Origin of the sequence: Pseudomonas sp. BP01 (genome assembly GCF_022760795.1) — a bacterium.
GTDB classification, from domain to species: domain Bacteria; phylum Pseudomonadota; class Gammaproteobacteria; order Pseudomonadales; family Pseudomonadaceae; genus Aquipseudomonas; species Aquipseudomonas putida_Q.
Genome location: NZ_JAFBKA010000032.1, coordinates 22,726 through 47,726, shown reverse-complemented (window position 1 = coordinate 47,726; position 25,001 = coordinate 22,726). Strand labels below are relative to the sequence as shown.

General features: G+C 64.4%; 16 protein-coding genes. 9 read left to right on the top strand and 7 right to left on the bottom strand.

Annotated features, from left to right (window positions below):
• Window positions 1–132: 132 nt before the first annotated feature.
• Both JOY50_RS23200 and pbpC read right to left on the bottom strand, forming a co-directional pair.
• On the bottom strand, window positions 133–1,779 hold the full coding sequence (locus JOY50_RS23200) for a ShlB/FhaC/HecB family hemolysin secretion/activation protein (RefSeq protein WP_132846990.1): 1,647 nt from the start codon (window positions 1,777–1,779) through the stop codon (window positions 133–135).
• 92 nt (window positions 1,780–1,871) lie between these two features.
• Window positions 1,872–4,214 (bottom strand): peptidoglycan glycosyltransferase PbpC, encoded by a 2,343-nt coding sequence (pbpC, locus tag JOY50_RS23195; protein WP_132846989.1) that lies wholly within the window; start codon window positions 4,212–4,214, stop codon window positions 1,872–1,874.
• A 77-nt stretch (window positions 4,215–4,291) separates the two neighbouring features.
• On the opposite strand from pbpC, the gene JOY50_RS23190 reads away from it, so the two are divergent.
• Complete coding sequence (locus JOY50_RS23190; RefSeq protein WP_016497866.1) at window positions 4,292–4,585, top strand: hypothetical protein; 294 nt, start codon at window positions 4,292–4,294, stop codon at window positions 4,583–4,585.
• A 164-nt stretch (window positions 4,586–4,749) separates the two neighbouring features.
• Here the strand turns inward: JOY50_RS23190 and JOY50_RS23185 are convergent, their stop codons facing one another.
• The gene (locus tag JOY50_RS23185) at window positions 4,750–9,651 is read right to left on the bottom strand and encodes an alpha-2-macroglobulin (protein WP_243055919.1); all 4,902 of its coding nucleotides are present in this window, start codon (window positions 9,649–9,651) and stop codon (window positions 4,750–4,752) included.
• A gap of 279 nt (window positions 9,652–9,930) precedes the next feature.
• Between JOY50_RS23185 and JOY50_RS23180 the strand changes: the two genes are divergently transcribed.
• Both JOY50_RS23180 and bla read left to right on the top strand, forming a co-directional pair.
• Window positions 9,931–11,268 (top strand): MATE family efflux transporter, encoded by a 1,338-nt coding sequence (locus JOY50_RS23180; RefSeq protein ID WP_132846987.1) that lies wholly within the window; start codon window positions 9,931–9,933, stop codon window positions 11,266–11,268.
• Window positions 11,269–11,410: 142 nt separating this feature from the next.
• Window positions 11,411–12,280, top strand: a complete 870-nt coding sequence (bla, locus tag JOY50_RS23175) for a class A beta-lactamase (protein WP_132846986.1) — start codon at window positions 11,411–11,413, stop codon at window positions 12,278–12,280.
• Between the two features lie 12 nt (window positions 12,281–12,292).
• On the opposite strand, the gene speA is transcribed toward bla, so the two are convergent.
• The 4 genes from speA to JOY50_RS23155 all read right to left on the bottom strand — a co-directional run bounded on the left by speA (window position 12,293) and on the right by JOY50_RS23155 (window position 16,655).
• Window positions 12,293–14,206, bottom strand: a complete 1,914-nt coding sequence (gene speA, locus JOY50_RS23170) for an arginine decarboxylase (protein ID WP_132846985.1) — start codon at window positions 14,204–14,206, stop codon at window positions 12,293–12,295.
• A gap of 151 nt (window positions 14,207–14,357) precedes the next feature.
• Window positions 14,358–14,729, bottom strand: coding sequence for a translation initiation factor Sui1 (locus tag JOY50_RS23165; RefSeq protein WP_016497861.1), 372 nt, complete (start codon window positions 14,727–14,729; stop codon window positions 14,358–14,360).
• 319 nt (window positions 14,730–15,048) lie between these two features.
• Complete coding sequence (locus JOY50_RS23160; protein WP_138737171.1) at window positions 15,049–15,585, bottom strand: NUDIX hydrolase; 537 nt, start codon at window positions 15,583–15,585, stop codon at window positions 15,049–15,051.
• 2 nt (window positions 15,586–15,587) lie between these two features.
• Window positions 15,588–16,655, bottom strand: coding sequence for a DUF2333 family protein (locus JOY50_RS23155; RefSeq protein WP_243055918.1), 1,068 nt, complete (start codon window positions 16,653–16,655; stop codon window positions 15,588–15,590).
• Window positions 16,656–16,903: 248 nt separating this feature from the next.
• Here JOY50_RS23155 and JOY50_RS23150 point away from each other — a divergent pair, with 248 nt between their 5' ends.
• The 6 genes from JOY50_RS23150 (at window position 16,904) to accC (ending at window position 24,974) form a co-directional block, all read left to right on the top strand.
• Window positions 16,904–18,262 (top strand): diguanylate cyclase, encoded by a 1,359-nt coding sequence (locus JOY50_RS23150; RefSeq protein ID WP_132846983.1) that lies wholly within the window; start codon window positions 16,904–16,906, stop codon window positions 18,260–18,262.
• 178 nt (window positions 18,263–18,440) lie between these two features.
• The gene (locus JOY50_RS23145) at window positions 18,441–20,402 is read left to right on the top strand and encodes a methyl-accepting chemotaxis protein (protein WP_243055916.1); all 1,962 of its coding nucleotides are present in this window, start codon (window positions 18,441–18,443) and stop codon (window positions 20,400–20,402) included.
• A 231-nt stretch (window positions 20,403–20,633) separates the two neighbouring features.
• Window positions 20,634–22,406, top strand: a complete 1,773-nt coding sequence (locus JOY50_RS23140) for a protein-disulfide reductase DsbD (protein WP_132846785.1) — start codon at window positions 20,634–20,636, stop codon at window positions 22,404–22,406.
• A gap of 179 nt (window positions 22,407–22,585) precedes the next feature.
• Window positions 22,586–23,041, top strand: a complete 456-nt coding sequence (gene aroQ, locus JOY50_RS23135; protein ID WP_003255330.1) for a type II 3-dehydroquinate dehydratase — start codon at window positions 22,586–22,588, stop codon at window positions 23,039–23,041.
• A 98-nt stretch (window positions 23,042–23,139) separates the two neighbouring features.
• Entirely contained in the window at window positions 23,140–23,601 is a 462-nt protein-coding gene (gene accB / locus JOY50_RS23130) for an acetyl-CoA carboxylase biotin carboxyl carrier protein (RefSeq protein ID WP_016497855.1), read from the top strand.
• A gap of 17 nt (window positions 23,602–23,618) precedes the next feature.
• The gene (gene accC / locus JOY50_RS23125) at window positions 23,619–24,974 is read left to right on the top strand and encodes an acetyl-CoA carboxylase biotin carboxylase subunit (RefSeq protein WP_132846783.1); all 1,356 of its coding nucleotides are present in this window, start codon (window positions 23,619–23,621) and stop codon (window positions 24,972–24,974) included.
• Window positions 24,975–25,001 lie beyond the last annotated feature (27 nt).

Here is a 25,001-nt window from a genome sequence, read left to right as displayed (position 1 = left end):
CCCTGGAGATTGCCGGGGCTGCTTTGCAGCCCATCGCGACACAAGGCCGCTCCTACAGGCACCGCGCAACCCTCATGATACGGTGGACCTGTAGGAGCGGCCTTGTGTCGCGAAAGGGGCGCAAAGCGCCCTCTACATTTGAAACCCAACACTCAGGGTAAAACGAGGAGCGCGGTCCAGGCTATCCAACGCCACATCTGCCAAAGGCTTCGCCACCTCCAGCGCAACGTTGAAGTAGCGCCCATCCCCCAGCCGTACACCCAGTGCCGCCGAAGCCAGATGGGCATCGTCCACCGGCCCCCGGTTATGCCAGGCCTGCGCCACATCCACTGCCGCATAGGGCTGAACCAGCGCCAGCCCGCTACCTCGCAGGCTGTAGTTCAGTTCGTAAGCCACACCCCATCCCTTGTCCCCGTCCGCCTGATCACGCGGGTAGCCACGGCCGAAATGCTGACCACCAAAGCCCGCCCGTTCGCTGTCGGGTAGCCGGTCGTCACTCCAGTACAACGCACCCGACACAACGCCCTGAAAACGCGCTGACAGCGGGTCACTTTGCAGCCCAGACAACCTGAGTCGCAGAAAGTCCATGTCGTAGTCGGCGCCGCTGCGCGCCCCCAGGTAATCCAACCCCTGATAGACCCCGGCACTGATAATACGCAGGCGACTGCCTTCCACCTTGCGCCAGTCACCCTCGAAGGAAAGCGCGCGCACACTGGTGTCGTAGTCGTCCAGTTGGTCTTCGACGTGCTCGCTGACCGCGTACAAATGACCTTGCACGGCCATCCATTCGTTCGGCCTGACAACCACTGGCTGGCGCAGGCCCACTGCATAACGTTCACTGTTGCGCTCGCGGGTCATGTCACGGCCATCATCCAGGCGTATGCGCGTGCCCGGCTCACTGCGGTAGCGCGAAGCCGACAGCAGCAGTTGGCTACCGGCAGCGTCCAGGTACTGGCTGTAGTCCAGCCGCTGGTAATGCTCCTGGTCATCCCCCGCAGGCATCAACAGGCTGGCCTTGAGCTGTTCGGCAAAGCGGGTCTGGGCATTGCTGGTAGCCGTGAGCAGCGTCTGCGGATCGTCGCGATTGGAATGGGCCACGACTACAGTGGCGCTGAACGGCTTGCGCCGCCCATGTACGGTCAAGCGGGCCGCACCGTCAGCAGTTTGCGCCATCGCCAGCTCAGCCTCTATCGAAACGCCCGGCAAACGTTCAGCGAGCCCCAGGTAGCGCTCCAGCGTCTCCCGGGTCAGCGGGCGCTCGGCTTCCAGCTGCGTCAGCAGCTGCTGCAAATAGTCACTGGCCGGGCCGATATCGCCGTCTACGCGATAATCCCGAATATAACCTTCAACCAGCACCACATTTACCCGGCCATCGGCCACGTCCTGAGGTGGCAGGTAGGCGTAGGAAAGCAAATATCCTTCCTGCCGGTAGCGCTCGGTCAGGCGCTCGGTGTACTGCTGCAGCTCACCTAGCGTGACGTGGTGCCCGATCAGCGGCTGGTAGTGCTCACGCAAGTCGCTCAAGGGGAACACCGTCCCGCCTTCGAAGCGCACCTTGTGCAGGACCATACGCGTATCCGCAGGCGCCCAGGCCAGGCTATCGCCACTCGGCCCTGGCATGCGCAGGTTGGGGCTGACGGGGCGGTAGGTGTCCACCGGCAGATCAGTCTCGGGCAGGCGCCTTTCATATTCATGGCTGTCGAGAAAACCCGGCAACGACTCTGCCTGGGCCGCAAACGCCCAAGGCAGCAACAGCAAGGGCATGGCCAGAGGACGCATAGGGCGCTCCATGTTCCCATGGGTTGCGGGGCACCAGCCGGTCACACCCGTCACTTGCAAGCGTAGGTGCTGGCCCGGCTGCCGTCGAACGCCTACTCGCTGACCTGGAACGCCACCCTCGCCGTCTCGCCGCTTTCATCCAGCGCACTGAGCTCGGCCTGCCCGGCCTGCGGCAAGCGCACCAACAGGCTGTCCTGCCCTTGTGTCTCGCCCAGTGGCTGGCCATTGAGGAACCACCAGCGCCGCCCACCACCGCCCAGGGCCGATACATGCAGTTGCAACGGCTCGCTGCTGGTAGCCGGGCGCCGCAGGTTGTCACCCGGGCGCACGCCCACGATCGACAGCGGCGGCGCGCTGGCCGGCACCTGCGGCGGGCAGGCCGGGTCGATGGCCGGCAGCCGCGCCGCGCGCCGCTCCACGCGGGGCAGCCAAGGTTCCAGCGGGGCCGGCCACAAGACGATGTCGCGGGTCTTGGCGCTTGGGCAGCCGCCATCTACACGCAGCCCGTGGTCGTTGACCCACACGCTTTCGCGCAAGCCCAGGCCCAGCGGCTGGTCGGCGGCTTGCAGCGTCGGTGGCGTGGTGCCGTCCAGGGTCCAGGCGAAACGCTGGCGTCGGCAGTTGGGGTCCTGTTTGCTCATCAGCTGGCCCAGCGGCCAGCAGATCGCCGCCACACCAACATTCGCCGGCACCCGCTCCACCGGTACGCTGATGCCACGCTGGCTGTCGCGGTTGCTCAGCAGGTCGTGCACCTGCAGCATCAACGGCGCCGCCGAGGCCAGGCCGAACTGGCCGGGTACCGGCGTACCATCGGGGCGGCCGATCCACACGCCAATCAGGTAGCGCGGGCCCACACCAATCGACCAGGCATCGCGAAAGCCATAGCTGGTGCCCGTTTTCCAGGCCAGTTGCGGGCGCTGTACCAGTTCGGCATGCGGGTCGCGGTCGGGGCGCGCCTGGCCACTGAGGATGCGCCGGATGATCCACGCCGCCCCTGGTGACAGCAACCGCCGCTCCACCAGCGGGTCCTGCGGTTGCAAGCGCACCCGCGCACTGTTGCCACCCCGCGCCAGCGCCGCGTAGCCACCCACCAGGTCTTCCAGCCGGCTGCCGGCACCGCCCAGGATCAGCGACAGGTTGGGTTCGGCCAAGGGCGGCAAAGCCAGTGGCACGCCCGCCATGCGCAGTTGCGCGGCAAAGCGTTTCGGGCCGTAGGCCTCTAGCAACTGCACTGCCGGCAGGTTGAGTGACAGGGCCAGCGCCGAGCTGGCCGACACCGGCCCACTGAAGCCCATGGAGAAGTTGCCGGGGCGGTAGTCGCCATAGCGGCGCGGCACATCCTGCAACAACGATTCGGAATGGATCAGGCCATCGTCCAGCGCCATGCCGTAAAGGAACGGTTTGAGGGTGGAGCCGGGCGAGCGCAGCGAGCGCACCATGTCGACATGCCCGAAGCGGCGCGCGTCGGCCAGCTCAATCGAACCCAGGTAGGCGCGCACCGCCATGCTCTGCGCCTCGACCACCAGGATGGCGGCAGAGGTGCGCTCCGGTAGCCGCGCGCGCCAGCCCAGCAGCAAGTCTTCAAGGCGCCGCTGCAACGCTGCATCCAGCGTGGTGCGGATCAGTGGTGGGCTGTCGGCGCTGTTCAGGCGCCGGGCGAGCAAAGGTGCCAAGGCTGGCTCCTGGCGTGGTGCCAGCACCAGCGGCTCTTCGGCTGCCTCGCGTATTTGCTGCGCAGGCCACACCTGGTATTCGGCCAGGCGCTGCAGCACCTTGTCGCGGGCGCGCTGGGCGCGCTCGGGGTGGCGATCCGGGCGCAGCCGGCTGGGTGCCTGGGGCAGCACCGCCAGCAGCGCGGCCTCGGCCGGGGTCAGGTGCATCGGCGATTTGCCCAAGTACGCCCAGCTGGCGGCGGCCACGCCCTGCAAGGTGCCGCCGAAGGGCGCGCGGTCCAGGTAGATCTGCAGGATCTCGCGCTTGGACAGGTGCCACTCCAACTGCGCCGTACGCCACAGCTGGCGCAGCTTGCCGGCCAGGGTGCGGTCATGCGGGTCTAGCAGCCGTGCCACCTGCATCGACAGCGTGCTGCCGCCCGACACCACGCGCCCACCCCGCAGGTTCAGCCAGGCCGCACGTGCCAGGGCCAACGGGTTGACCCCGGGGTGGTGGTAGAACCAGCGGTCCTCGTAGGTCAGCAAGGCCTGCAGGTACAACGGCGAAACCTGGTCCGGGCTGACCGGGTAGCGCCACACACCTTCGGCATCGGCGAAGCGCCACAAGGGCGTGCCGTCCTCGGCCAGCACTACCCGGGCCAGGTCGTCGCCGGGCAGCGGCAGCGGCCACAGGCGGTCAGCCAGCCACAACAGGCCGCACAGCAGCAGCAGGCCAACCAGCGTGGCGCGCAACAGTCTGCCCGCACGCGCTAAGCTTGGCATCGGGAACCGACCTGGCCAGGTAATGGCCAAATGCTTGGGAACGGCAACCTCGCCAATTCGTTCATCAGGAAGCAACTATGCATGTAGAAGGTTTTTTCGAGTGGCTGGGCCAGGCACTGGGGTCTGTGATCCGCTTCATCGTCGACGCATTGAGCGGGCTGTTCAACCTGCTGGCCAATGCCGGTGGCAATTTCATCGATGGCCTGGCGCGCACCCTGGGCACGGACACCTCGCTGATCAGCATCCTGGCCGTGATCATCGGCCTGATGCTGCTGTACTCGGCAATCCGCGCGTTCATGCGCGCCTCGATCATCCTCGGGATCATCTGGCTGGTGCTGGGGTTGTGGGTGATGAGCTGGGTGATTCACTAGGCACTGCGCCATTCCTGTAGGAGCGGCCTTGCGTCGCGATCGGGCGCGCAGCGGCCGCAAAACCTGGCGGCGCGGTATAACAGTTGCTCCGCGCGTTCAGGTTTTGGGGCCGCTTTGCGGCCCGATCGCGACACGAGGCCGCTCCTACGGCAGACCGCGTCGCCTCAGCGGGCTTTTACGGTCATTTCACCTTGCCCATCCCCCACAGCCTGCAGGTTCGGCCGGTACATCGACTCGACCTGCGGCGGCGGCACGCGGTAAGTGCCAGGGGTCACCGCCCGCGCCAGGTACAGCAGGTGGGTGGTGCCGTAGCTGTCGAGCTTGAGCGCGGCAACATAACGGTCATCACGGTACTCCTGATGCACCACGCTGGCGTTCTGCATCGACTCGCGCCATTCCTTCACGGCGCTGCTGGCGTTGTCCAGGCTGGCGGCGCTTTGCGCCAGGTTCTGGTTTTCCAGCTCCAGGCCTGCCGGTAGCAGGTCTACCACCAGCGCATCCGGCACACGGTCTTCAGCCTTGAGCGCCAGGTGCACCAACACCAGGTCGCCACTGCGCAGGTTATGCAGGTCCAGCGGCTGGCCGTTCATGCCCAGGTACTCACGACGAATCTGCATACCGTTGCCGCTGGCCGCAGGCGCCTGGCGTGGGTAACCGGACAAGGTCAGTTGCTGGTACAGCGTCTCGCTGCCTTCGTTCTGCACGCTAAGTGGCGAGGCCAGCAACGGGCCTTCCAGCTTCATGCCGGCCTCGGCATTGTTGAACTCGCGGACCTCGCCCGCACTGTCCAGGCGTGCCTGCCACTTGCCTTCCGGCTTGCCCAGCAGGCCACGGCCGGCCAGGAACAGTGCATTGCGCTCCTGGGTCGACAGCCAGCGGTTGGCCGCCAGTTCATCCGACAAGGCGAACAAACGCTGGTCGACCTGGCTGCTGGCCAGGTTGCTTTCCTGCAGCAGCGCCAGGATCAATGCCTGGTCACGCAGGGCGCTGCCGTAATCGGCCATCCAGCCTTTGCCACGGCTGATACCCAAGCCCGCCTGCAAGGCTTGCTCGGCACGCGGTTTGTCGCCCATCTTGTCCAGCGCCACCGCCAGTTGCACCAACGGCAAGCCGGAGCGGGCATCGGCGCGGCGCTCGAACAGGCCACGCAGCGCGCCCAACGGCGCCTGCTGGCTGCGCGAAAGCACCAAAGCTGCGTAGGCCTGCACGGCAAAGCGGGTGTGGTCGGCGTTTTCGCTGTAGTCGACTTCGATCAGGTTGCGCTCCTGCAAGTAACGCAGCAGGCGCTCGCTGGCCTTCTTCAGCGCTTCGGCCGGCACGCCATAACCCTGGTCTCGGGCACGCAACAGGAAGTCGGTAACGTAGGCGGTCAGCCAGTACTCTTCTTCGCTGTCCGCACTCCACAGGCCAAAGCTGCCGTTATAGCGCTGCATACCCAGCAGGTGCTCGATCCCCATTTCAATCTTGCGCTTGCGCACATCTGCAGGCTCGCCCTTGATGCCCAGGCGCTTGAGGCTGTCGGCATCGGCGTACAGCGACGGATACAAGCCGCTGGTGGTTTGCTCCAGGCAACCGTAAGGGTAAGCCTCCAGCGCACGGATCTGCTCGGCCAGGTTCAACGGCGGCCGGCTCGACAAGGCCAGGCTGGCCTCCAGGCCAGCGGGTTCGAACGCGGCCAGGTCTGCTTCGGGCAGGGTCCATGGCTGATCCTTCAAGGCCACGCGGTAGTGCTTGAGCATTGCCGGGTAGGCCGGGCGCACGCCCAGCGTCCACTCACGTTCGAACGCAGTGGTCGGCTCGTTCGGCAGCGCCAGGCCGGTCACGCGCACATGCACCTTGCCCTGCCCCAGGCCGCCCTGGGCCTGCACCGGAATCATCAGCGTCGAGCGCTGGCCTTCGGCCAGGGCAACGTTCTGCACGGCGCTGGCTGCCAGGCTCAGCTGCCCTTCGGTGGTGACTTCAACGTTCAGTTGCTGGGCGCGGCCCGACAGGTTGGCCAAGTCCAGTGCCAGGCTGGTGCGGTCGCCTCCGGCCAGGAAGCGCGGGGCCGAAAGCTCGGCAATCAGCGGCGCGGCGACCACAGTCTTGCCTTCGGCCATGCCGAAGTGTTCTTCAGTCCAGGCCTGGGCCATCAGCCGCAGTTCGCCGTTGAAGTCGGGGATGTCGACCGTGGCCTGGCCCTCACCCTTGTCGTCCAGGGTCACCGGCAGGCTCTGCTGGGCGACGATGGTGACCGTGGTGTTAGGGCGCTTGCCGCCCTTGGCCATCGCCGCATCACCACCAAACGCCAGGCTGGCCAGGCGGCCCTGCCCGGCTTCGATCAGCTGGCCGTAGATGTCCAGTTGGTCGGCGCCATAGGCCTTGCGACCGAACAGGCTGGCAAACGGGTCGGGGGTTTTGAAATCGGTAATGTTGAGGATGCCCACATCCACCGCCGACAACAGCACATGCACCTGCTTGGGCACGCTGCCATCAGCATTCGCGGCCTTGACCTTCACGGTCAGCGGCTGTTTCGGGCGCATTTTCTCCGGCGCCTGCAGGCTCACCGCCAACTTGCGCTCGGCGCGGTCCAGTGGCATGTGCAGCACGCCTACCGAACGCTTGGGCGTGGCGTTGGCCTTGCGCTCACCCGGGCGGATCACCAGCGCGCTGATGTACAGGTCGTGGCGGGCCCAGGCTTTGTCCAGTTGCACATCGAAGGTCTTGCCCTCGGCGGGCACTTCGATCTCCTGCCACCACAACGGGCCATCGCTGGATTCAATCATCAGGTAGCCGCTGCCAGCGGCAGGCGGGGTGACGGTGACCTTGGCCGTGGCGCCGTCGGCGTAGGACGGTTTGTCCAGTGCCAGCTTGACCTGATCGGGGCGCACGGCACCGCCTTCGGCGTTGTCCTGGGCGCGGTAGCCGGCCCAGAAGCGCTCGCTGGACACCAGGCCGGTCTGCGGGTCTTCCACCTCGACGCGGTACGGGCCCCATTCAACCTGGAAACTCAGCTTGGCAGTGGAGCCCGCCTTGACGCTGACTGTCTCTTCGTTCTGGGTCAGGAATTTCTCGTTGTAGGCGTAGCTCCAGCCGTCGCTCTGCGAGTAGTTCCAGTAGTAGTCACGGCGCTCCCGGATCAACCGCACCTTGAGGTCGTTGGCCGCCAGCTTGTTGCCATCGCGGTCGGCTACCAGGAACTCGAACTCGACCGGCCCGTCACTGTCGGTTTCTTCGCCGTCAAACAGGCCACGCAGGCCCGGCAGGCGCTCGGCAGGCCAGATCGGTTGCTCCAGGCGCCGGGTAATCGGCCGGCCACCGGACTCCTGCAGGCTGGCCTGCACGGTCAGTTGCAGCGGCGAGCGGGCTTCGGCCCAGCGGCTTTCGATATCGACCACCGCCTTGCCAGCCTGGTCGAGGGTAACCTCGTCCAGCTCCAGGTCCTGGTTCAGCTCGGTTTCGGTGACCGAGCCAAACTGGTAGCCCGGCAGCGCAGGCACCGCCTCGCGAAGGGGACGCACATAGGCCTGGCCACTCAGGCGATTACCGGCAGCCGGGGCGCCATACAGATAACGGCCATTGACCTGAATGCGCGCATCCTCCTCCGGCGACAGCGGCGTGCTGCTGCCCTTCAGCTCCAGCGCCAGGCGCTCGGGCAGGAAGTCTTCGACCAGAAATTCATACACCTGCTTGCGCCCGCCGCCCAGGTCGAGCAGCAGTTGCCAACGGCCAGTCGGGGCCTCGGTGGCCAGTTGCAACTGGTATTGGTACAAACCATTGCTGTCGGCTTCCCAGACGAACTTGCGGCTTACCTGTTCATCCGGGCGACGCACTTCCACGCTCACCGGCTGGGCTTTGACCGGCTTGCCGTCCTGGTCGCGCAGCAGGCCGTTGAGCAGCACGGTTTCGCCTGGGCGGTACAGGTCACGCGGGCCGAAGATGAAAAACTGCAACGGGTTGGCCTGGGGGCCGGTGATGTCGAATTCGGCCAGGTCCAGGGCGGCGGTGTTCAGGCGCAGCAGGGTGGTGTGCACACCTTGGGTGGCGATCAGGGTATCGGCCTTGGGCGTGATCGGCAGCTGGGCGTGGCCCTTGCCATCGGTGCTGGCCTGGGCGAGCAGCTTGCCCTTCTCGTCATGGATTTCGAGGTTGACGCCGTTCAGCGCCTTGCCGCCTTCCAGCGCCTGGGCGAACACGTCGAGGCGGTCACGGTAGCGGTGCGCCGACACGCCGATGTCGCTGAGGGTGAACAGGGTCGCTGGCTGCGAGTAGTCATAGGTGCCCGAGGCACGCATCACCGCCAGGTACACGCCCGGCTCTTGCAACGGCTTGATCCCGGCGATCGGCAGCAGCACCGTTTCGCGCGTGTTGCGGGCCGGGTTGAGGTCGAAGCGGCCGCTGTAGACCAGGTCTGCCAAGGCCAGGGTTTCCTTGGACTGGTAGTAGTACAGGCTGCTGTTGCGCCCCCAGTTGACCAGGAAGGTCGACAGCATCTCCGGTTTTACCCGGAAGAACTCGACATCGACCTTGTCGACGTTCAGGGCAATCACCGGCAGGCCCTCGGCCAGGCGGGTGGGCAACAGCGAGCCGCGGCTGGCGAAGCCGATGGTCGGCTGCATGTCGCGGGTTTCCAGGCGGGTCACCGACTCGCTATCGAGCTGCTTGCCGTTCACCGCCAGCAGGCCTTTGTCGACGGTCAGCACCAGTTTGCGCTGCGGCTCCAGGTGGCGCAGGCGCAGCTCCATCTGGTTGTCGGAGAGTTCCCAGGCGCCATCGAGCTTACCCTTGACGGTATCGACCAAGTGCACCTTGGTGGCGAAGTCCTGCTTGGCATCCAGCGGTGCTGAGAAGCTGATCGACAGCGTTGCTGCGCCATCGAGCTGCACTTCCGAAACATCCAGCACCGAAAGCTCGCGGCCCTCGTAACGCTTGGCGAGCACAGCCGGGTCTTCGCGCTTGGGCGCCTGGGTTTCGACGGGCGCTGTAGCTACGGGTTTCTCGACCGGCGCCGGTTTGTCCGGCGTCGAAGAGTCACAGGCACTGAGCAAAGCCAGCGCGCAGGCCAGCAACAATCCTTTGTTGAACATGGAGTAGGAACTCTTAGGCAGCGTGTACGTGAGGGCAGCAACTATAGCTCAACGTCAGGTGCAGCACCCGGGCGTTGCGCGGCAAGTGAGACCATGGTCGCGCTAAATGGTTGCCTGGCCGTTACACTGTGGCATTTGTTAAAGGGGGCCGCTGTGCGACCCTTCGCGGGCTTGCCCGCTCCCACAGGTTTGGCGCCGTCCGCAAGAGCAACACTTTCCTGTGGGAGCGGACAAGCCCGCGAAGGGGCGCACAGCGGCCCCAAGTCTCATGGAATGCAAATGTCCCAACTCTCTGCCGACTGGCGCCACCGCCCTACCCACCACAAGGTCTGGGCGCTGGCCGCGCCGATGATCCTGTCCAACATCTCCGTGCCGCTAGTGGCGCTGGTCGACAGCACGGTCATCGGCCACCTCCCCCACGCCCACCAGTTGGGCGCCGTGGCGGTGGGCGCCACGCTGTTCACCTTCATGGTCGGCCTGATGGGCTTCCTGCGCATGGGGTCTACCGGCTTCGCCGCCCAGGCTGCTGGCCGTGGCGACGGGGCGGCGTTGCGCCAGGTGCTGGTACAAGGGCTGCTGCTGGCAGTCGGTTTCGCTGTTGTGATCGGCCTGCTGGCTCTGCCTTTCAGCCAGCTTGCACTTCATGCGATGCAACCCAGCGCAGCCCTGCAGCAATCCACCGAAGACTTCTTTCACACGCGCCTGCTTGGCCTGCCTGCAGCACTGGCCAGCTACGCGCTAGTCGGCTGGTTCCTCGGCACCCAGAATGCCCGTGCGCCGCTCGCCATACTGCTGACCACCAACCTGCTGAACATTGCGCTCAACCTCTGGTTTGTACTGGGCCTGGACTGGGGGGTGCTGGGCTCGGCGCGGGCATCGGTAATCGCCGAGTGGGCTGCGGCGCTGCTCGGCCTGGCCCTCACCCGCCCTGCCCTGCGCGCCTACCCCGGTCATATCGCCTGGGCGGCACTCAAGCGCTGGCAGGCCTGGCGGCCGTTACTGGCGGTGAACCGCGACATCTTCCTGCGCAGCCTGGCGCTGCAGTTGGTGTTCTTGTTGATCACCGTGCAGGGCGCGCGCCTGGGTGAAAACACGGTGGCGGCCAATGCGCTGTTGCTCAATGGCCTGCTGCTGACTGCCTACGCCCTCGACGGCCTGGCGCATGCGGTGGAGGCCCTGTGCGGCCATGCCATCGGCGCGCGCGACCGCGACACCCTGCGCCGCTCGCTGGTGGTGGCCTGCGGTTGGTCGCTGATCATCAGCCTGGTGTTTGCCGGGGCGTTCCTGCTGGGCGGGCACTTGTTCATCGACCTGCAGACCGACATCGACAGCGTGCGCGCGGCGGCCTATCCGTACCTGCCGTACCTGGCGCTGCTGCCGTTGATTGCGGTGTGGAGTTACCTGCTCGACGGGCTGTTCATCGGTGCGACACGGGCGCGGGAGATGCGCAATGCAATGTTGCTGTCGGTGCTGATCGCACTGCCCTTGGGCTGGCTATCGGACGGCTTCGGCAACCACGGATTGTGGCTTTCACTCCTGTGTTTCATGGCACTGCGAGCAGTGACATTGGGACGAACAGGCCTGCGCTTGTACCGGCAAGGAAAATGGCTCGAGTAGGCTTTCACAGACCTTACCGGCTGACCAAGAGATATTGCCTACAGCTAAAAGTTAAATTGCCTACAACACTTAACTCCGCATCCTGCTTACACAGCGGCACTGGCCTATTAGGTTTCACAGCCTCAATTAACAGGGAAAGGCCATGCCACTAATTAAAATCGGGCTGTCGATCAAAGCAGGGGCGATAGCTGCCGTCGTTGCGACCTCATCCAACTTGAGCGCGGCACACGATACTGTCCTGGAAGCGGCAGTGCTCGAGGAGCAAAAGCTCGCCGCCCGGGTAGGCTATGCGATCCACGATACTGGCACAGGCCGCTGGTGGCAGCATCGGGCCGATGAGCGCTTCCCGATGGCGAGCACCGTGAAGTTGCTGGTGTGCTCGGCCTTGTTGCACCAGGGCCAAGCGGCGCTTAAAAAGCCCTGGCGGGTTCAGCAGAAAGACATCCTGCCTCATTCCCCTGTGACGCAAGGCATGGTGGGCAAACAGGTAGCAGCCTCGGACCTTTGCGCCGCCACTCTGAAAACCAGCGACAACGCAGCTGCCAATGGTGTACTTGAGGTCCTGGGCGGCCCCGAGACCGTGAACACATTCCTGAAAGAGATCGGTGATCAGACGACACGATCGGATCGCAATGAACCGAGCTTGAACGAGGGCCTACCCCGCGACAAGCGTGACACAACCACACCACGGGCGATGGCAACGACGATGCAGTCGCTGCTGCTGGGTTCGGCACTGAAGGAGGGGCAGAAGCAGCAATTGAAAGAATGGTTGCTGAGCAATGAGGTAGGCGGCCCGCTGCTGCGTGCCGGTATCCCTGACGATTGGCAGATCGCCGACAAGACCGGCAGCGGCGGCTTTGGCACACGAGGCATCGTGGCGGTGATGTGGCCACCCCAGCGGGCCCCCATTGTCGCCGCCATCTATCTCACCGAAACCACCGCTTCCTTGGAGCAGCGCAACGCTGCAATCGCCGAGATCGGCCGGGCCATGGTCAAGGCTGTCGCACCCTAGCCCGGCTGCCGGTCACGAAGACAAGTAAGACGAGCGAGTCAGCCCCAGGCGCAGCGCATCGAGGAACTGGGTGCGCTCGCGCGCAGTGATCTTGGCGCTGGCCACCTTGTCGCGGTAGTGGGTCATCAACTCCTCCGGCGACAGGTGTACGTAGCGCAGCATGTCTTCGATGGTGTCGTGGGTCTCGATACCGGCGTGGTACACGCTGCCGTCGGCGTTCTGGTAGATGTTCACCGAGTCGGTGTCACCGAACAGGTTGTGCATGTCACCCAGGATTTCCTGGTAGGCACCCACCAGGAACACGCCCAGCAGGTAGTCCTCGCCGTCCTTCAGCGCATGCACCGGCATGCTGGTCTCGATGCTCTGCTCGTCGACGTACTGGTTGATCTTGCCGTCCGAATCGCAGGTCAGGTCCTGCAGTACGGCGCGGCGCAGCGGCTCTTCGTCCAGGCGGTGCAGCGGGATGATCGGCAGCACCTGGCCAATGGCCCAGGTGTCCGGCAGGCTCTGGAACACCGAGAAGTTGCAGATGTACTTGTCGGCCAGCTTGTCGTTCAGCTCGTCCAGCACCTGGCGGTGCGAGCGCTGGCGGGCTTTCAGCGAGTTATGCAGGCGGCGGCACACGGCAAAGTAGCACTGCTCGGCCAAGGCCTTCTCGCTCAGGCTGATCTTGCCATCGGCGTACTGCGCGGCCACGTCCCCCATGTAGTGGGTGGCGCGCCAGTAAGTCTCGGTCACCATCTCGATGTCGGTCGGGCCAAGCAGGTCGGCCAGCCACTGCACCGTCTCGGGCAGGGCTTCCTTGTTCTCGATGGTGGGCACGTCGTCGTTGTGCTTCTCGACGTCGGTGACCTGGATCACCAGCATGGCGTGGTGCGCGGTCAGCGAGCGGCCACTCTCGGAGAAGATGTGCGGGTGCGGCAGGCCCTGCGCGTCGCAGAACTCCTTGAGCATGCCCACCACCACGCCGGCGTAGTCGTCCATGTCGTAGTTGATCGAGCTGGCATTGCGCGAGTGGGTGCCGTCGTAGTCCACGCCCAGGCCGCCGCCAACGTCGATGTGGTCGACCGGCAGGCCCAACGCACGCAGTTCGCCGTAGTAACGGATGGCTTCCTTGAAGCCGTGCTGGTAGTCGGCCAGGTTGGCAATCTGCGAGCCCATGTGGAAGTGCAGCAGGCGGATGCCCTGGTCCAGGCCGGCATCGCGGAAGCGCTGTACCACCGAAATCAGCTGGGCAGCCGACAACCCGAACTTGGACTTCTCGCCACCGGTGTCGGCCCATTTGCTGGACGCCAGCGACGACAGGCGCACGCGCAGGCCGACCTGCGGCTTCACCTTGAGCTCGGCGGCCTCGTCGATCACCAGAGCCACTTCCGACTCTTTCTCGATGACGATGAACACGTTGTGGCCAAGCTTCTGGCCCATCAGCGCCAGGCGAATGAACTCACGGTCCTTGTAGCCGTTGCAGACGATGGTACCGCCCTTCGGCGCCAGCGCCAGCACGGCCAGCAGCTCGGGCTTGGAGCCGGCTTCCAGGCCAATGGAGACGTTTTGCGTGGCGATGATGTTTTCCACCACCGCTTCCTGCTGGTTGACCTTGATCGGGTACAGCGCGGTGTACTGGCTCTGGTACTCCAGGCGCGCGATATTGGCATCGAACGCACCGGTCAGCTGGCGTACGCGGTCCTGCAGAATGTCGGGGAAGCGCACCAGCAAGGGCAGCGAGAGGCCGCTCTGGCGCAATTCGTCAACCTGCTCGTACAGGTCGATCGGCGCGCTGTCGGGGCCGTTGGGGCGCACTTCGACGCGCCCGGCTTCATTGATGGCGAAATAGCCAGCGCCCCAATGGCGGATGCCATAAACACTGCGGCTGTCGGCCACGGTCCACTGGCTACCATCGTCTTTGCGTGTGCGTCGTACGGACATTCAAGTCCCCTATAGATAAGTCGAAGACACTGCCCCGCAGGCAGCGGAGCGAGTGTAAAAGCTGTAAATGACGATTCATCCGTGCTCAGGCATAGACCCTGAGCACAGGAACGAGTTTAGAAAGCGCTGGGCAAAAAATCGCGCGACGGCCTCAGCCGCCGGACTTTTTCGCCTTGAAACCCTGTTTGGTCAGCTCGCCGATCAACAGCTCGACATGGTCGCCCTGGATCTCGATAACCCCGTCCTTGAGGGCGCCGCCAGTACCGCAGCGGCGCTTGAGCGTGGTCGCCAGGTCTTTGAGCTGGTCGGGCGGCAGCGGCACACCGGTGACGGTGGTCACGGTCTTGCCGCCACGGCCTTTGCTCTCACGACGCACACGGGCAATGCCGTCGCCTTCGGGGATGATTTGCTGCTTGCAGCTGCAGGCATCCACCGGCTGGCCACAGTCGGGGCAGTGCCGACCGGCGTCGGTGGAGTAAACGAGACCGCCAAGGGCGGAAAAGGAAGAAGCTTTCTTGGCCACTTTTGTTCCTCTGTGCTGAGGACAAAAACTGGTCGTGCCTTGGGGTTGAGGCCGACCGCGAAGCCCCACTCTGGCAGGGGCGGCGCTACTGCCGCAAGATCCTGCGACAGCCCGAAAAGGGCGCGCAGTGTAACGATAAATCCGGCTGTTGCTAAGTACAGGATTGCGGCATTTTACGAATGTTTTGCGACCCTTGGCGTACTGGGGCTGCTTTGCAGCCCGATCGCGACACAAGGCCGCTCCTACAGGGGAGCGCGCAAGGCCGGGGGACGCGAGCTCTTGTAGGAGCGGCCTTGTGTGGCGGATCGGCCCCCCTGCTTTATTTCAAGCTGAGCTTGTAGCGCTGCAACGCCGCCAATGAGTCCGGGCAATACGGTTTGCTCAGGCTCTCTTGCTCAGCCTGCTCCAAGCCAATGAACCGCGCCTCGATCACCTCTTCCGGCTGCAGGCGCAACGGCGCATCGGACACCGCCGAATACACCGCACACCACAGCCGGTTGTCGGGCTGGTCGAAATAGAACCGTTCGTGAAAGCGTAATTCAACCCCTTCAATTCCCAGTTCCTCGGCCAGCTCACGCGCCGCCGAGTCAGCGTAACCCTCCCCGGCCGTCACCATGCCACCCGCCGCCACATCCCAGTACCCCGGGTACAGCGCCTTGCTCAGGGTACGCCGGTGCACACACAACTCACCGGCACTGTTGAACAGCAGAATGAAGGTGCAACGGCCGATCAGGCCACGCTCGCGCAATTCGGCGCGGGGCAGTGCCCCCAGCACCTGATCGGCCTCGTCCACCCAGCTGACCAGTTCGCGGTCGGAGGCCGCCCGGTGGGCGGCCTCGTTCGGGCTGATGGCCATTCTCAACCCTGCGACAGCAGCTGACGCAGGTCGATCACGGCAGCGTTGGCCCGCGAAATGTAGTTGGCCATGACCAGCGAGTGGTTGGCCCACATGCCGAAGCCACTGCCGTTAAGCACCATCGGGCTCCACAGCGGCTCTTGCGAGGCCTCCAGTTCACGGATGATCTGACGCACGCTGACGGTGGCATTCTTCTTAGCCAACACGTCGGCGAAGTCCACCTCGATGGCACGCAGCAGGTGCGACAGCGCCCAGGCCTGGCCGCGGGCTTCGTAGAACACGTTGTCGATCTGCAGCCATGGGGTTTCCACCAGCTCCTCGTCCACCTGCGGCGCCTGGCCGGCAACGACCGACTCGGTCTTCAGCGTGGTGTTGAGCTTGACCCGGCCAACGCTGGCCGACAGGCGCTGCGACAGCGAGCCCAGGCGAGTGGCCACGTCACCCAGCCAGTTGTTCAGGTTGTCGGCGCGGGTGTAGAAGATCGCGCCCTTGTCGCCGGCAGCCAGACGGGTCTGGTAACGGCTCAGCGACTTGATGCCCTCTTCGAACTCCGACTCGCTCGACGGCAGGATCCAGCTCTTGTTGTCGAAGTTGAAGCGCGGCTCGGCCTTGGCCAGGTCGGCGTCTTCGGTGGACTGCGACTGCGAGCGGGCGAAGTCCTTGCGCAGGGCGCGGGACAGATCGCGTACCTGGACCAGCACGCCATATTCCCAGCTCGGCATGTTGTCCATCCACAGCCCTGGCGGGAAGCGGTCATTGGAGATGTAGCCGCCTGGCTTGTTCAGCAAGGTACCAGCCACGGTCTTGAGGGTTTCGATGGTGGTGTAGCCCACCACCATCTGCTGGCCACCGCGCTCAGCGGCAGACTGGGCATTCTGCTGCACCGGGAACAGCTCCGGCTCCTGGCTCCAGTACCAACCCAGGCCGATGCACACCAGCAGGTACAACCCGATCAGGGTCCCCAGGGCACGGCTCCACAGGCCGCCAAGGTAGCTACGGGCGGCAGTGCCGCGGCCGTCGACACGCTCACGGGGCTCGGCTTTGGCCTCGCGGTTTTTCCAGTCCAGCATGGCTTTGTCCTTAATCAGTCACGACGGTTCTAGGGCTTGGACCACAGGCCTGCGCCAGGGTGCCACGGCAAGCCCGCATGGCAGCACTATAAAGCAGACACCACCGTACGCATAAGCGACCAATCAGTCAGTAACTGAATATTCGTTCTGGCCGCTTTGTTGATACAGGGCAGTCCCGGATTTGCAAAGAGCTGCTAGCATAGAGCCATCATTGCCCCTGCACATCCCAACCTATAAGTAGCCAGGACATGAGCCAAGCAGTTGAGCCGAGCCCGCAGTGCCCCACCCAACAGGTGACGCGTAGCGGCCTGCGCAAGGACGACCCGCTCGACCAGCTGCTGCTGCCGCCCCTGCGCAAGCCGGTGTACATCCTGCTGCAGGACCATGAGCGTGCCCAGCGCCTGGCCCAGCAACTGGAGTTCTTTGGACTGGTGGTGCAAGCGCTGCCCAGCGCGGTGGCGTTTCTCGCCTCGATCAACGAATACCCGCCTTCAGCCATCATCATGGATGTCGACTTCACCGGTGCCGGCCAAGGCCTGCTGCTGGCCGCCAAGGTGCAGCAGGGGCTGGCGCTACCTGTTCCGCTGCTGTTCTTCAGCCACCACGAAGCCGACACCCCGACCCGCCTTGCCGCCGTGCGCGCGGGTGGCCAGGACTTTCTTACCGGTAGCCTGGAAGCGTCCAGCCTGCTGGAAAAGGTCGAACTGCTGACCAACGCCACCCCGCACGACCCGCTGCGCGTGCTGATCATCGACGACTCGCGCACCCAGGCGCTGCACACCGAGCGCGTGCTGGCCAGCGCCGGCATGGTCACCCGCAGCCTGACCGACCCCATCCGCACCATGGCCGAGCTTGCCGACTTCCAGCCCGACCTGATCATCCTCGACCTGTACATGCCTGCTTGCACCGGCCCGGAACTGGCCAAGGTGATCCGCCACAGCGACCGCTATGTGAGCGTGCCGATCATCTACCTGTCTGCCGAGGACGACCTGGATAAGCAGCTGGATGCCATGAGCGAAGGCGGTGATGATTTTTTGACCAAGCCGTTTCGCTCCCGCCACCTGATCACCACCGTGCGCAACCGTGCCGCCCGCGCCCGGCACCTAAAGGCGCGCATGGTGCGCGACAGCCTCACCGGGCTGTACAACCACACCCACATCCTGCAACTGCTGGAAGACTGCAGCTTCCGCGCCCGCCGGGAGCAGCAGCCGTTGAGCTTTGCCATGCTCGACATCGACCATTTCAAGAAGATCAACGACCGCCACGGCCACCCCATGGGCGACCGGGTGATCAAGAGCCTTGCGCTGTTCCTCAAGCAACGCTTGCGCAAGACCGACTTCATCGGCCGCTATGGCGGTGAAGAGTTCGCCATTGTCATGCCCAACACCGCGCTGGACGCGGCGCACAAGGTGCTGGACGAGATTCGCCGGCGCTTTGCAGAAATCCTCTACCCGGCGCAGCCGCAGGATCTGCAGTGCACCTTCAGTGCCGGGGTGGTGCAGCTGGATGAGGTGCTGGATGCACTGACCATGGCCAGTGCGGCTGACGAGGCGCTGTACCGGGCCAAGCATGCGGGGCGTAATTGCGTAGTGCGTGTAGAGCCTTGAAACAGATTTACCTGTTCCGGCCTCTTCGCGGGTTTACCCGCGAAGAGGCCGGAACAGGTGAAATAAATGAAAGCACTGTGCCACTTTTTTCTGGCGCCAAGCCCTGTCGTCATCACCCCGTCACAGAATCGCAATAACTTCAGGCGCCTACCTCTCCCCTGCGCGGAAGTTCGCGGCTATGCGCCTGAAGTGGCTGACCAATTTCAACACCCTGTTGCTGGTAACGGTGTGTCTCGCCTTGGGCGTCACCCTGTGGTGGTCGCAGCGTGCCCTGGAACGCCCCTACCAGATGATGGAGCGCTACCTGGGCCTGTCCCAGCAGTTCCAGAACCAGACAGCACGTAACATCCAGGCTTACCTGGGCAATGGTGATGCCCTGCGCCATGCCGCCGCCATGGAGGCCAACCAGCAGTTGCAGGCAAGCCTGAGCGAGTGGCCCACAGAACTGGCCGGCAAGCTGCGCCCCAGCCTCGACAGCCTGCAGGCCTTCACCGCCAACGAGCTGCTGGCCGCCGGTAAACTGGCCGGCGATCCGCAAGCCCTGCTGCTGCAGGCCGAGCGAGAACTGGGGGCCAACTTCGAACAACTGGCCGGCTACGCCCGCGACAGCGGCAGCGCCGACGCCAACCGCTACCTGTTGCCCTTGCTCGACGCCAGCGTGCACCTCGGGCGCCTGTCGCTGGCAAGGGACAAGCTGGTCAGCAGCGGCCGCCCGGAGCTGGCCGACGAAGTAGAACGTGAACTGCAACTGATCCGCACCCAGGCGCAGGCCATCGACAACTTGCCGTTGCTGGGCGTGACCCGCACAGCCGAATCCGGTGCCGACGACTTTGCCGCCATGATGGGCCTGGAAACCCAGGCCAGCGCCCAGCTGGAAGACATTGCCGTGGGCCTGAAGCGTGAATTGCAGAGCCTGCTCAGCCGCTACCCCGCCGAACTGCAACGCACCCGCGAACAGATCGAACGCCGCACATCCCTGGCCGCCACCACCCAGCAACGCCTGGAGGCGGTACAGCAAGCCATCGCCGCGCTGGAACCCGAGGTACGCGGCCAGCATGCACAAATCGCTGCCGAGGTGCGCATCATCCAGGGCCTGATGATCGGCCTGATCCTGCTGATCGCTCTGTTGATCGACACCTTGCAGCGGCGCCTGGCACATACCCTGACCGGCCTGGCTCCGGCCCTGTCGCGCTGGGCCGAGGGCGACTTTGCCCAGGCCATCTCCCTGGGCAAGACCAACCGCGAACTGCACGATATCCAGGCGTCGCTCAACCGCCTGCGCCAGTACCTGGTGGAGCTGGTTGGCACCATCCGCCACAACGCCGAGCAGGTGGCTGGCAGCAGCCACGCCCTGGCTGGCATGAGCGCCGCCCTGCACGACGGCGCCGAGCGCCAGGCGGGCGATACCGGGCAGATCCGCGATGCCCTGGGTGAGCTGGAAGCGACCATTCAGCAAGTGGCGGGCGATGCCAGCGCCGCTGCCGATGCCAGCCGCGATGCCGGGCGCGCAGTGGAACAGGGCCAGGCGGTCATTGGCCAGAGCCTGTCGGGCTTGCGCGAGCTGGTCGATGAGGTGCAAGGCAACGCCCGCATGATCGAGCAATTGGCGGAAGAATCGGCGACCATCGGCGGAGTGCTGACGGTGATCCGCTCGATTGCCGAACAGACCAACCTGCTGGCGCTGAATGCCGCGATCGAGGCGGCCCGAGCAGGTGAAATGGGCCGTGGCTTTGCCGTGGTAGCCGATGAAGTGCGTTCGCTGGCGCAGCGCACCACGGGGGCTACCGGCGAGATTCACGCACTGATCGACCGCCTGCAGCAAGCGGCGAAAGGCTCGGTGGCGGGCATGCGTGCGCAGCTGGAGCATGCCGAGGCCACGGCCAGCCAGGCTCAGGCGGCGGATGGCGCGCTGGACGAGATTGTCTGTGCCATTCGCACCATTTCCGAGACAGCGGTGCGCATTGCCGATGTCACGGCGCAGCAGAGTGGCGCGGTGAGTGAAATTCGTGACCACAGCGAGCGGATTCACGAGCTGGGCGAAGATAACCTGCAGCGCATAGGTGAAGGGCGCGAGCAAGGCGAGCAGTTGCTGAGCCTGGGCGGTGAGCTGAACCGGGCGGTGCGAGCATTCAGGGTTTAAGGAAGCATGCGTGATAACTGTGGGAGCGGGCATGCCCGCGATCACCGGCGCAGCCGGTGCCATCCATCGCGCCGCCTGCTTCGCGGGCTTGCCCGCTCCCACAGTGATCGCTAAAGGCCGGCACAGGCGACACATGATCCAGCGGCCATGTGTCGCCCCCACCGCCTGCATAGCCCCAACCCGCACCAACTCCGCTATCATGCCCGGCACGTTCCACCTCGCGAGTCCGCCATGCGCCGCCTGTTTTTCCTGCTGTTCCTGCTGCTGGCCAGCCCTGCCTTCGCCACGGGCCTGCTCGACAACCGCCCCAGCGCCACCCTCGGCGCCGCTTCACTGGCCAACAACGCCGACTTCCTGCCGGTGCACGAAGCCTTCAAGCTCAGCCTGGTCCAGGCCGATGCGCAAACCGTCAAGCTGCGCTTCGTCGCCACCGAGGGCTACTACCTCTACCGCCACCGCTTTCAGTTCCACACCGAGCCGGCAGACATCGCCCTGGGCACGCCAGACATCCCCAAAGGCGAGGCCAAGCACGATGAATTCTTCGGCGACGTCGAGGTGTACCACGGCGTGCTCGACATCGAGCTGCCACGCACCGACCCGCGTGCCTTCACCCTGCTGGTGGGCTACCAAGGCTGTGCCGACAAAGGCCTGTGCTACCCACCCGAAACCGCACGCCTGAGCATCGATGGCGAAGGCGGTGCCAACGCCCCCGCAACCGCCGAACACGGCTGGAACTGGAAATCGCTGCTGTTGTTCTTCCTCGCCGGGGTCGGCCTGACCTTTACCCCGTGCGTACTGCCGATGCTGCCGATCCTGTCGGGCGTAGTGCTGCGCGGCCAGGTCGGTGGCCTGCGCGGGCTGTCGCTGTCGCTGGCCTACGTGCTGCCGATGGCGGCCAGTTTCGCGGCGCTCGGCGCGCTGATGGGCCTGTTCGGCGCCGGCCTGAACCTGCAGGCGCGCCTGCAGTCGGCCTGGGTGCTGGTGCCCTTCGCGCTGTTTTTCGTGCTGTTCGCCCTGGCCATGTTCGGCCTGTTCGAGCTGAAGCTGCCCCAGGCACTGAGCAACCGCCTGAACAACGTCGCCAACCATACCCGGGGTGGCTCGCTGCTGGGCGCGGCAGTGCTGGGCGTGCTCTCCAGCCTGCTGGTTTCGCCTTGTGTGTCAGCCCCCCTGGCTGGCGCCTTGCTGTATATCAGCGCCAGCGGCGATGCCCTGGGCGGCGCGCTCAAGCTGTTCGCCCTGGGCCTGGGTATGGGTGCCCCGCTGTTGCTGGTGGCCACCGGTGGCGCGGCCTGGCTGCCGAAAAGCGGCCCGTGGATGAACACGGTGAAAAACGCCATCGGTGTATTGCTGCTGGGGCTGGCCATCGGCTTGCTCAGCCGCGTGCTGCCGGGCCCTGCGACCTTGCTGCTGGTGGGCTTCCTCGCCGCTGGCGTGGCACTGTTCCTGGGCGCCCTGGAATTCGTCGTCAAGGATGCACGCCAGCGCCTGGCCCAACTGCTCGGCCTGGCCTTGCTGGTGTACGCTCTGGCCTGCTGGTACGGCGCCCTGAGCGGCCAAGGCGACCCGCTTCGCCCGCTGCCCGTTGCAACCCTCGCGGCCGCCGGCAGCAGCCAGGCGGCAGAGGCAGATGCCTGGCAGACCATCACCACCCCCACCGCACTGGACGCCGCACTGGCCCAGGCCAAGGCGGCCGGCCAGCCGGTGCTGCTGGACTGGTACGCCGACTGGTGCATCAGCTGCAAGGTGATCGAGCATGAAGTGCTCAACGCGCCGCAGGTGCAAACCCAGCTGACCGGCTTCAAGCTGCTGCGTTTCGATATTACCGAGAGCAATGCCGAGCAACGCAAACTGCTCGACCGCTATCAGCTGTTCGGCCCACCCGCCCTATTGTTCTTTGCCGCGAACGGCAGCGAAATTACCGCTGATCGGGTGATTGGCGAGATAAACGCCGGTGAATTTGCGCAAATTCTGGCACGCGTTCGCGGCAAAGTCGGTCTATAACTTCCCGCGTGCCGGGAAAAATCCTGTAATAGGTGACCGGATTTAATTATTTGGTCACATACTTCGCGCGAATCTCGGACATCGTGCTGGCTATTGCCGGGAACTGGACACTTGCCGTCGCTTTACGGCACACTCGCCGCGCTGTGTCGAATTGCCCTACAAATCCAAGGAATCCGCAGATGGCAACGCTACTGGTGCTCCACGGCCCCAACCTCAACCTGCTCGGTACTCGCGAGCCTGGCCATTACGGCGCCGTGACCCTGGCCCAGATCAACCAGGACCTGGAGCAACGTGCCCGCGCCGCGGGCCACCATCTGCAATACCTGCAGAGCAATGCCGAATACGAACTGATCGACCGCATTCACGCCGCACGCAACGAGGGTGTGGACTTCATCCTGATCAATCCGGCTGCTTTCACCCACACAAGCGTCGCATTACGTGACGCATTGCTTGCGGTGAGCATCCCATTCATCGAAGTGCACCTGTCCAACGTGCACAAACGCGAACCGTTCCGTCACCACTCCTACTTTTCCGATGTTGCCGTAGGGGTGATCTGCGGCCTGGGCGCCAGCGGTTATCGCCTGGCCCTGGAGTCCGCGCTGGAACAACTGGCTGCCAACGCACAGCCCAAATGATGAAAACCCTGGCCTAAGTGGGCCGGGGTTCGAGAGAAACGTATCGATACGTTTTTTGTATTTCGCCCCCTGACCGAACCTTTGGGAGTTGATGATTAATGGATATCCGTAAAGTCAAGAAACTGATCGAGCTGCTGGAAGAGTCTGGCATCGACGAACTGGAGATCAAGGAAGGCGAAGAGTCGGTCCGTATCAGCCGTCACAGCAAGACCCCAGCTGCCCAACAGTTCTACGCACCTGCGCCGATGGCTGCCGCCCCTGCTGCTGCTCCGGTTGCCGCTGCTGCTCCAGTCGCCGAAGCCGCAGCCGCTGCACCGGCCCTGAAAGGCACCGTGATCCGCTCGCCAATGGTAGGTACCTTCTACCGCAAGCCTTCGCCGACCTCGCCGAACTTCGCAGAAGTGGGCCAGTCGGTGAAGAAAGGCGACACCCTGTGCATCGTTGAAGCCATGAAGATGATGAACCACATCGAAGCCGATGTTGGCGGTGTCATCGACGCCATCCTGGTAGAAGACGGCCAGCCGGTTGAGTTCGACCAGCCGCTGTTCACCGTCGTTTGAATCGCGGAGAGCCAACGATGTCTGGGAAGCTCGAAAAAGTCCTGATCGCCAACCGTGGGGAAATTGCCCTGCGGATCCTGCGTGCCTGCAAAGAGCTGGGCATCAAAACCGTCGCTGTGCACTCCACCGCCGACCGTGAACTGATGCACCTGGGCCTGGCAGACGAGTCGGTCTGCATCGGCCCTGCATCGTCCAAGGATTCCTACCTGCATATCCCGGCAATCATCGCTGCCGCCGAAGTCACCGGCGCCACCGCGATTCACCCGGGCTACGGCTTCCTGGCAGAAAACGCCGACTTCGCCGAGCAGGTCGAAAAATCCGGTTTCGCCTTCATCGGCCCTAAAGCCGACACCATTCGCCTGATGGGCGACAAGGTTTCGGCCAAGGACGCGATGATCAAGTCGGGCGTGCCGACCGTACCGGGCTCCGATGGCCCGCTGCCGGAAGACGAGGAAGTCGCCCTGGCGATTGCCCGTGACGTCGGCTACCCGGTGATCATCAAGGCCGCCGGTGGCGGTGGTGGTCGCGGCATGCGCGTGGTGCACAAGGAAGAGGACCTGATTTCCTCGGCCAAGCTCACCCGTACCGAAGCCGGTGCTGCCTTCGGCAACCCGATGGTCTACCTGGAGAAGTTCCTGACCAACCCACGCCACGTGGAAGTGCAGGTACTGTCCGACGGCCAGGGCAACGCCATCCACCTGGGCGACCGCGACTGCTCGCTGCAGCGCCGTCACCAGAAGGTCCTGGAAGAAGCACCAGCCCCGGGCATCGACGAGAAAGCCCGTCAGGAAGTGTTCAAGCGTTGCGTCGATGCGTGCATCGAGATTGGCTACCGTGGTGCCGGTACGTTCGAGTTCCTGTACGAGAACGGCAGCTTCTACTTCATCGAGATGAACACCCGCGTACAGGTTGAGCACCCGGTGTCGGAGATGGTTACCGGTATCGACATCGTCAAGGAGATGCTGAGCATCGCCGCTGGCAATAAGCTGTCGTTCCGCCAGGAAGACGTGGTGATCCGCGGCCACTCGCTGGAGTGCCGGATCAACGCCGAAGACCCGAAGAAGTTCATCCCGAGCCCAGGCAAGGTCAAGCACTTCCACGCCCCGGGTGGCAACGGCGTACGCGTCGATTCGCACCTGTACAGCGGTTATTCGGTTCCGCCGAACTACGACTCGCTGATCGGCAAGCTGATCACCTACGGCAAGGACCGCGAAGAAGCCATGGCGCGCATGCGCAACGCCCTGGACGAGATCGTCGTCGACGGCATCAAGACCAACATCCCGCTGCACCGCGACCTGGTGCGTGATGAAGGTTTCTGCAAAGGCGGCGTGAACATTCACTACCTCGAGCACAAACTGGCTAGCCAGGACTGATCGAGTAGTGTGATGTAGCAAAACCCC